The 8,636-nt window shown below is 69.1% G+C and carries 7 protein-coding genes; 4 read left to right on the top strand and 3 right to left on the bottom strand.

The features are described from left to right. Positions 1-153 precede the first annotated feature (153 nt). Both ACFVYE_RS31410 and ACFVYE_RS31415 read right to left on the bottom strand, forming a co-directional pair. The gene (locus tag ACFVYE_RS31410) at positions 154-468 is read right to left on the bottom strand and encodes a hypothetical protein (protein ID WP_383977747.1); all 315 of its coding nucleotides are present in this window, start codon (positions 466-468) and stop codon (positions 154-156) included. Beyond that, a complete protein-coding gene (locus tag ACFVYE_RS31415) occupies positions 465-1,070 on the bottom strand; it encodes a TetR/AcrR family transcriptional regulator (protein WP_383977744.1) in 606 nt (201 codons plus the stop codon). Before ACFVYE_RS31415 ends, ACFVYE_RS31410 begins: the two co-directional genes overlap by 4 nt. A gap of 168 nt (positions 1,071-1,238) precedes the next feature. Here ACFVYE_RS31415 and ACFVYE_RS31420 point away from each other — a divergent pair, with 168 nt between their 5' ends. From ACFVYE_RS31420 to ACFVYE_RS31430, 3 genes are all read left to right on the top strand, one after another. After that, positions 1,239-2,654 carry a purine-cytosine permease family protein gene (locus ACFVYE_RS31420; RefSeq protein WP_383977741.1) on the top strand — a complete coding sequence of 472 codons (1,416 nt, stop codon included), beginning with the start codon at positions 1,239-1,241 and terminating at the stop codon, positions 2,652-2,654. A gap of 80 nt (positions 2,655-2,734) precedes the next feature. Beyond that, complete coding sequence (locus tag ACFVYE_RS31425) at positions 2,735-4,387, top strand: amidohydrolase (RefSeq protein WP_389607802.1); 1,653 nt, start codon at positions 2,735-2,737, stop codon at positions 4,385-4,387. 251 nt (positions 4,388-4,638) lie between these two features. Beyond that, a complete protein-coding gene (locus ACFVYE_RS31430) occupies positions 4,639-5,328 on the top strand; it encodes an NUDIX hydrolase (RefSeq protein WP_383977737.1) in 690 nt (229 codons plus the stop codon). Between the two features lie 75 nt (positions 5,329-5,403). On the opposite strand, the gene ACFVYE_RS31435 is transcribed toward ACFVYE_RS31430, so the two are convergent. Continuing rightward, the gene (locus ACFVYE_RS31435; protein ID WP_383977735.1) at positions 5,404-6,285 is read right to left on the bottom strand and encodes a serine hydrolase; all 882 of its coding nucleotides are present in this window, start codon (positions 6,283-6,285) and stop codon (positions 5,404-5,406) included. A 739-nt stretch (positions 6,286-7,024) separates the two neighbouring features. Here ACFVYE_RS31435 and ACFVYE_RS31440 point away from each other — a divergent pair. Beyond that, positions 7,025-8,470 (top strand): glyceraldehyde-3-phosphate dehydrogenase, encoded by a 1,446-nt coding sequence (locus tag ACFVYE_RS31440; protein WP_383977732.1) that lies wholly within the window; start codon positions 7,025-7,027, stop codon positions 8,468-8,470. Positions 8,471-8,636: the final 166 nt, after the last annotated feature.

Here is an 8,636-nt window from a genome sequence, read left to right on the forward strand (position 1 = left end):
GGTTTGCGGGTGGGGTTGCGGGTGGGGGGCCGGGCTTTTTTTTGTCCCCCTGGCGGGGGTGTTTTTTGCGCCCCCGGGGCGCGGGGGGGGGGGCGGGGCGGGGGGGGTCCCCCCCCCCACCCCTCCGGCCCGCACGACCTGTCCGCATCCCGCTCAGCCGGGCATCCTCCGACGCCGTTCGGACGGCTGTCCCGCGGCGCGGATCACCGGCTTCGCGCCGTCCGTGGCGCCGCACTCGGCCTGAAGGCGCAGCCTCGACTCGACCTTCTGCGACGTGCCGCCCGGCACGGCGGCCCAGGACCGGGCCAGGGTGTTGTCGTGCTGGTCGAGGCAGGGGTGGGTTGCCCGCGGCAGGGCCCGGTGGTCGGGCCGTGCGGGAAGCGACCGACGCGTTGCGTCAAGGCCCCGCCCGGTGGGCGGTGCTCCCGGCCGGGGCCCTGCGGACCGGTTCTTGAGCACTCGGCTCACTCCCGCTCCACCAGCCGTGCGGTTACGGACAGCGCCATGCGCAGCGCGCTGTCTCGGTCCGCCCCGTGCTGGCCGAGGACGACGCGCGTACTCAACCCGTCGAGCAGGGCCAGGAGTTCGGAAGCACGCGCCGCCGCATCCAGGTCCGCAGCGAAGCGGCCCTGCCGCACGCCCTTGGCGAGGAGTGATTCGAGGTCCTCCTGCCAGCCGCGATCGATCTCGGCCTGGGCCTGGCGCAGCGGCTCATTCGACGCCGTGCGCGCCCATAGCTCGATCCACAGGGTCCAGCGCGGGTCGCGCGGCCCGTGGGGGAGGTACAGCTCCAGGAAGAGGTGGAGCTTGCGCTCGGTGCCGACCCGGCTGGCCAGCAGTGCCCGGCGCTCATCGGTGAGCGCGTTCTCGCTCCACCGCAACGCCTCAAGGAGCAGGCGGTCCTTGCTGCCGAAGTAGTAGAGGATGTGGCCGCCGCTGGTGCCGAGGCGCTTGGCGAGTGCCGACATGGTGAGCGTGGCCAGGCCATCCTCGGCGATGGCCGCCATCGCCTCCTCCAGCATGCGTTCCTGGGCCAGGTGCCCGTCACGCCGTCGCGCCGTCGCTGCCACGCCGCGCCTCCTCCTCCGTGTGCCCAGTGATGACCTTAGCGGCCGATTTCCGCAGAGGTCTTGACGGGGCACCGGCGGCACACCTTGAATGCCGTTCTAACTTTTAGAACGGCATTCAAAGTATCGTGCCGGGGCTCCCGGGACACGCACGGACGAGGGGTGGGTCGCATGACGCAGCAGGACACGACCGCGAGGGCGCCCGGCGGGACGACGGCCGCCGACCAGGTCTTCCAGGTCGAGACGCACGGCATCGATCCGATTCCCGACGAGGATCGCCATGGCAGCGCGAAGGACCTGTTCTGGCTCTGGTTCGGCTCCAACCTCACCTTCACCTATGTCATCAACGGCGCCCTGGCCGTCGCCTTCGGCCTGTCCTTCTGGCAGGCGACCGGTGTCGTGGTCCTCGGCGGCCTGTCGTTCTTCGCCATCAGCGCCGCCGGACTGAGCGGCGTCCGTACCGGCACCGCCACTCTGGTGATCTCCCGCGCCGCCTTCGGTGTGCGCGGCAACTGGCCTGCCGGCATGCTCAACTGGGTGGTCAGCATCGGCTACACGATCCTCAATACGGTCGTCGGCACGCTCGCCCTGGAGGCGTTCTTCGCTGATCTGGGATGGGAGTCCGGCCGCACAGGGCGGGCTCTCGCGCTCCTGATCACACTCGCGTTGACCTTCGTCGTCGCCCTGTGGGGCCATGCCACCGTCCAGTTCGCCGAGCGCTGGATCGCGTACGTTCTCGCCATCGGCTTCGCCGTGCTCCTGGTGTTCCTGCTGCCGGGCGCCGACACGGGCAGAGCAGCCGCCCTGCCCGGTGCGTCCGGGTGGAGCCTGGCATTCGTCGTGATGCTGGCCGGTCCGTTCTCGTACGTTCCGATGCCCGCCGACTACACGCGCTACCTTCCGAGGGCGACCTCGATGCGGTCGCTCACCTGGTACGGCGCCCTCGGCGGCTTCGTGTCGTCGGTCGCTCTGGGCGTGGCGGGGGTGGCCGCAGCCACGCAGACGGACATGACCGACGCCGTGGCGGGCACGGAGCAGCTGCTGCCGGGATGGTTCCAGCCGCTCTTCCTCGCTCTCGTCCTCGGTGGCTCGGTCACCAACTCGATCGTCACGCTCTACTCGTCGAGCCTGAACCTTCAGGTGCTCGGCGTTCCCTGGAGCCGTTCCAAGGCCATCATCATCAGCGCGGCCGTCACCGCCGCGGGATCTCTCTGCGCGCTCTTCCTCACCGATTTCACCAGCTCGCTACTGTCTTTCCTCTCCCTGCTGATCATCGTGTTCGCGCCCTGGGGCGGCGTGTTTCTCACCGACATGCTGATGCGCCGCTGCCACTACGACCCAACGGCCCTGCACGCGGGTCCGGACGGTGCCTACTGGTACCGGTCCGGCTACCACCCTGCCGGTGTGGCCGCGCTCCTCGTCGGCATGGCCTTCGCCGCGCTCACCTGCGACTCCGAGCTGTGGACCGGCCCGCTGGTGGCGCCGCTGGGCGGCGCCGACCTGACCCTGCTCGGCTCACTCGTGTCGGGGCTCGTCTACCGGATGCTCGCCAGGCGGACCGTCGCCCCGCACACCGACCTTTCCTGAACTGCTTCCACGCGGCGCCCACATCAGGCCCGCGCGGCAACGCCCAGCCGAAATACCCGCATCATCAGGAGTTACCTCACATGGCCATCGCCGCTCGCCCCGCCCACCTCGTCCTGCGCAACGCCCGTATCCATACCGTCGACCCGGCGCTTCCCGAGGCGCAGGCCATGGCAGTTGTCGACGGCCGTATCGCCTGGCTCGGTTCCGACAAGGACGCACAGGAGTGGACGGGGCCGGACACGCGAGTGATCGATGCCGGCGGGAAGCTGGTCCTTCCCGGGTTTGTCGATGCCCACAACCATGTCCGGCTCGGCTCGGACGACGCCTGCGTCCAGCTGTCCGGCGCCCGTACACTCGACGAGGTCCACGCCCGCATCCGTGCCTGGCGCACTTCCCACCCCGACGCCGAGTGGATCGAGGCGGAAGCCTTCGACTACTCGGCCATCCCGGGGGGCCGGATGCCGGCCGCCGGCGACCTCGACCCCGTCACGGGGGACGTGCCCGCCTTCGTGTTGAGCTACGACGTGCACACCGCCTGGGTGAACACCGCAGCCATGCGCCGACTCGGCATCGACCGCGACCACACCAATCTGCCCTTCGGTGAAGCAGCCACCGACCCGATCACAGGCGAACCCACCGGCTTCATCACGGACTTCGCAGTCAAGGGCCTCTCCCGTGACGGCCACCGGGCTCTGCAGACGCTGGGTCTGCCGTGGGCCTCGCCCGACCGGCAGTACGGACGCCTCACCAAGTCCCTGGACGATGCCATCGGCTTCGGCATCACCACAGTGGTCGAGCCCCAGAACTCGCTGGACGACCTGGCCCTCTTCGCACGCGCACGCGCCGAAGGCCGACTCAGGTCCCGGATCGTCGCGGCCCTCTTCCACCCGCGCGGAACCACGGACTGCGACCTGGACGATTTCGCCGCCGCCGCCCGCCGGTACGCCGACGACCGGATACGGGTCGGACCGCTCAAGCTCTACATCGACGACGTCGTCGAGCCGCGTACCGCGGCTCTCCTCGAACCCTACGCGGGCTGCCGTCACCACCGCGGCGACACCTTCTACCCGCCCGAGGAGTTTGCGAGCCTGCTGACGAAGCTGGACGCCCGCGGCTTCCAGTGCTTCGTCCACGCGACCGGCGACAGGGGGATCCGTACCGTCCTCGACGCCGTCGAGCACGCCCGCGCGGTCAACGGACCGCGGGACGCCCGCCACCAGGTCGTTCACGTCGAGTGCCTCGACCCCGACGACACACCTCGCTTCGCCGCACTGGGCGTGGTTGCGTGCATGCAGCCCCGTCACAGCGCCCCGGAGGTCGCGGGCCCCGGCAAGGACTGGGCAGAGAACATCGGTGCAGGCCGCTGGCACAAGGCATGGCCCCTGCGCAGCCTGCACACGGCCGGGGCATTGCTTGCGCTCTCCAGCGACTGGAACGTGGCCGAGATGGACCCGATGATCGGCATCTACACCGCCGCCACCCGGCGCCCCCTGGGCGGCGGTGAGCCCTGGATGTCGCAGGAGACGATCAGCGTGGAGGCCGCGGTCCACGGATACACGATGGGCTCGGCATACGCCAACTTCCTTGAACACGAACGCGGTTCGCTGACGGTCGGCAAGGCCGCCGACTTCGTGGTCCTCTCCCGCGACATCCTGCGCGTGGCACCGGAGGACATCCCCGGCACCGTGGCGGAGACCGTCGTGGTCGCAGGCCTCGTCGAGCACGGCGGCTGAACACCGATGACTCCGGAGCAGCGCCCGGCGGGGTTCCGCGGTCGACGAGCCGCGCGCCACCGTCGGGATTGAGACCTTGTTCGATCCGGACCGGAGTCCGCCGCCGGGGGTCGCGGCAGGGCGCGCTGGTGGGCCCGGCCGCGGATGTAGTCGTGTGTGCGGGCGGGGGCGTCCACCGGGCCAAGTATTCGAAGCAGACGCCGAGCGACTGATCAGCCGGCCGGAGAACCCTCACGAGCCGGACTGCTGACATGGTCGAGCGCTCGCCGCTCCGCTGGACGCGCACGGAACCGGGCGGGGATCACGACCCCGACTCGGCTGACGGGCCCCGTCAGCCGAGTGTTCCGGAACCTCGTCGTCGGTTCCGGAACATCCGGATCGGCGCAGGACGGGTCGAGTCCGGCTTGCACCGGGCCGGGGGCGGGCATCGAGCGGGGGTGACTGATTCCGTAGCCCCACCGCTTGCCGTCGATGATCTGGGCAATGCCCTGACCTCCTTCGTCAGTGGGAGGGAAGGGGCGCCGCCGGGTGACGCACCACTGCCCTTCGCACTGGTGGCCCTGTGGCACAGGCGCCGCGTTCTGATGGTCTTCGACCGGTTCAGGCAGTCGTGGGAGCTGCCCGGAGGGCGGATCGAGCAAGGTGAGTCTCCGCGCCAGGCGGCCGTACGCGAGCTGCTGGAGGAAACCGGACAGGTGCCGGACGGAAAGCTGCGGTTCGCCGGCTACGCCGGCTTCACGCTGGCGCCTGGCCGGCGTGCCGAATACGGCGCGCTGTTCGCCGGCTGCAGCGCCGGTGTTCTCGATTTCCAGCAGAACGAGGAGATCGTGGACATTCGTTGGTGGGACCTCCGGGAAGCCCTGCCCGGGCGGGTCCAGCTTTTGGATGCCCACCTCGCTCGGCTTACGTGGGATCCGGCCTTCAGCCGGCCCACACCATGAGAGCCGAACAGATTCGGCGCAGGCATCGTTGATGGAATCAGTCGGAGCAAGCGACCGCCGCTCAACGGCTTGCCGTCAAGCGGCATCCGTCAGGTCACGATGGATGATGCGGGCCGCTCCTTCGACTGTGCCGACGCCGTAGTCCATCGTGTGATTGCCGGTCGAGAGCACAGCCATGCCGTAGTCATGACCACCGCCGGTGAAGGCGCCCACGCTGTTCACCCGCCATCCGCCGGTGGCGCGCGGCAGCCAGCCATCCTTGACGTGGACGGATGCCGTAGCGGGTGATCCGGCGGGCACCCCCCACCTCTGGCCGGGGGTGACGTGATTCATCAGCCCGAGAGCGTAGCTGCGCGAGGATGGGGTGAGCACCGCATTCTCCGTTGTCAGCAGTTGCATGAGCCGGAGCTGGTCGCCGGCGGTGACCTGGGTGAGGCCCCAGCTTCGGCCTGCGGCGGGAACGGTGTGCCGCATCTGTGCCAGAGCCAGGAACTTCTTGAAGCCGGCGGAACCGATCTGGTGCCAGAGGGCGGAGGTCGAGTCGTTGTCCGACTTGGTGATCATGGCAGTGGTCAGCTTCACCTCCTGCGGAGTCAGCTTCCGGTGTGCCTCCTCGGCCTGCCGCAGCAGTGCTCCGAGCACCGAGACCTTCACCACGCTGGCGGAGTCGAAATGCGTGTCGGCCTTGAGCCGGCAGGTGGTTTTGGTGACCCTGTCGTAGAGGGCCAGCGACCATGTGCCCTGTCGCCCGTCGAGAGCCCCGGCTATGTCGTGGGACAGCTCGGAGGCCAGTCCTGGCTTCTTCGAGGTGCATACGACCTTCGAGCCACCCGCCGTGGCACTGGCGGTGCCGGCCGACGCCGGGGTCGCCAGGGCGAATACGGTGAGCAGGGAGCTTGCGGCCAGGGCAGTGGCCAGACCGCGCCGCGAGCAGGTCAATATGTGTGATCCATGCATGAAGGCTGTGTCCTGTCTCGCTGTGTGCCGTAGGTCATCTCGCCAAACCTCGCGCGTCCGGCTGACAGCCGGGCTCCCGCTGCGTCTGCTCACAACCGCTCAGCGAAGTGGGCTGCAGCAGGTGGCCGCCCTGGCGTCTGTTCGGGCCGCGGAGAATCGGTGAATGGGAATCGGGGCTCAGCGATACCGGATCGGATCCCAATTCACAGGCCACGGCGACCATACGTGGCCTCGAATCCGGGATCTTGAATATCTGGGGTGAAATGTCCAATATGAGGGCTTTGTCGATATGTGATGTTCGCTAAATTCGGCAACCCCTGAAGTGGCCCCCCGAACGCCGAGGCGGGAGGGCGGTCCGCGTCCTGCCCGGGGGTGCGCGGGCATGCCGGCGGGGCGCATGCCGATGCTCGGCCCCCTCCGGGAGCATCCGATCCCGCGACCTTGGCCGGCTCGTCTCCCGTGGCCGGCCGGCCAGGCCGGTCGGTCGACTCGTCGTCGATCTCGCCGGGTGACTCCTGTCGGAGATCCCGGCTCACTGTTCCGTAGGCCCGGAGTCTGTTCCGGTCCGGCGCACCCCGCGTCCGGGTGCCGTGCCGGCGGAGGCTGTGGTGATGACTGCTGTCACCGCGCAGTGGACCGGGGAATCCGATCGCCGCATCCCGCTCGGGTGGCACCGATTGAATGATCAAAGTGGCGGGGGGTTAGCATATGAGCGCCGCCTAGCTCGAAAGATAAACCTGTGACTGTCAATGACGACTCGTTCACCAACTGGAAGAACCGCGAGGAGATCGCGGAGTCGATGATCCCCATCATCGGGAAGCTGCACCGGGAGCGGGACGTCACAGTCCTGCTCCACAGCCGCTCCTTGGTGAACAAGTCGGTGGTCAGCATTCTCAAGACCCACCGATTCGCCCGGCAGATCGCCGGTGAGGAACTCTCGGTCACCGAGACGCTGCCGTTCCTGCAGGCTCTTGCCACGCTCGATCTCGGCCCTTCCCAGATCGACATCGGCATGCTCGCCGCGACGTACAAGACGGACGGCCGCGGTCTCTCGGTGGCGGAGTTCACCGCCGGGGCCGTCGTCGGCGCCACGGGTGCCGACAAGATCGAGTGCCGCGAGCCGCGTGACGTCGTGCTCTACGGGTTCGGCCGCATCGGCCGCCTTGTCGCCCGCCTGCTCATCGAGAAGGCCGGCTCGGGCAACGGCCTGCGCCTGCGCGCCATCGTCGTCCGCCAGGGCGGCGACCAGGACATCGTCAAGCGTGCCTCACTGCTGCGCCGTGACTCCATCCACGGCCAGTTCCAGGGCACGATCACCGTCGACGAGGCGACCAGCACGATCATCGCCAACGGCAACGAGATCAAGGTGATCTACGCCAACGACCCGTCGGAGGTCGACTACACGGCGTACGGCATCAAGGGCGCCATCCTCATCGACAACACCGGCAAGTGGCGCGACCGTGAGGGCCTGTCCAAGCACCTTCGTCCTGGTATCGACAAGGTCGTCCTGACTGCGCCGGGCAAGGGCGACGTCCCCAACATCGTGCACGGCGTCAACCACAACACGATCAAGCCGGATGAGCAGATCCTGTCCTGTGCGTCCTGCACCACCAACGCGATCGTCCCGCCGCTGAAGGCGATGGCGGACGAGTACGGCGTCCTGCGCGGCCACGTGGAGACCGTCCACTCGTTCACCAACGACCAGAACCTGCTGGATAATTACCACAGCTCCGACCGCCGCGGCCGCTCGGCGCCGCTCAATATGGTCATCACCGAGACCGGTGCCGCCTCCGCCGTCGCCAAGGCGCTGCCCGACCTCAAGGCGCCGATCACCGGCAGCTCGATCCGCGTCCCGGTGCCGGACGTCTCGATCGCGATCCTCAGCCTGCGGCTCGGGCGCGAGACCACCCGCGAGGAAGTTCTCGACTACCTCCGCAACGTGTCGCTGACCTCGCCGCTCAAGCGGCAGATCGACTTCACCACCGCCCCCGACGCGGTGTCGAGCGACTTCATCGGCTCGCGCCACGCCTCGATCGTCGATGCCGGCGCCACCAAGGTCGACGGCGACAACGCGATCCTCTACCTGTGGTACGACAACGAGTTCGGCTACTCCTGCCAGGTCATCCGCGTCGTCCAGCACGTCTCCGGGGTGGAGTACCCGACCTACCCGGCCCCGGCGGTCTGATCCCGACAGGCTGTCCGATCCGGCGTCCCGGCAGACGGGGCGGCAGTGGGGGGGGGGGGGGCGCGGCGCCGGGGCGCGGGGGGGGCCCCCCCCCCCCCCCCCCCCCCGCCCGGGCGGGGCGCCCCCCGCCCGCCCCCCCGCCCCCCAGGACCACCCCCCCCCCCGC

Source organism: Streptomyces sp. NPDC058239 (genome assembly GCF_042882185.1).
Lineage (GTDB): Bacteria > Actinomycetota > Actinomycetes > Streptomycetales > Streptomycetaceae > Streptomyces.

What these genes read in the sequence shown, in the direction of transcription:
- ACFVYE_RS31425 (WP_389607802.1), top strand. Translation starts at nt 2,735, where the DNA reads ATGGCCATCGCCGCTCGCCCCGCCCACCTCGTCCTGCGCAACGCCCGT.
- ACFVYE_RS31435 (WP_383977735.1), bottom strand. Translation starts at nt 6,285, where the DNA reads ATGCATGGATCACACATATTGACCTGCTCGCGGCGCGGTCTGGCCACT.
- ACFVYE_RS31420 (WP_383977741.1), top strand. Translation starts at nt 1,239, where the DNA reads ATGACGCAGCAGGACACGACCGCGAGGGCGCCCGGCGGGACGACGGCC.
- ACFVYE_RS31430 (WP_383977737.1), top strand. Translation starts at nt 4,639, where the DNA reads ATGGTCGAGCGCTCGCCGCTCCGCTGGACGCGCACGGAACCGGGCGGG.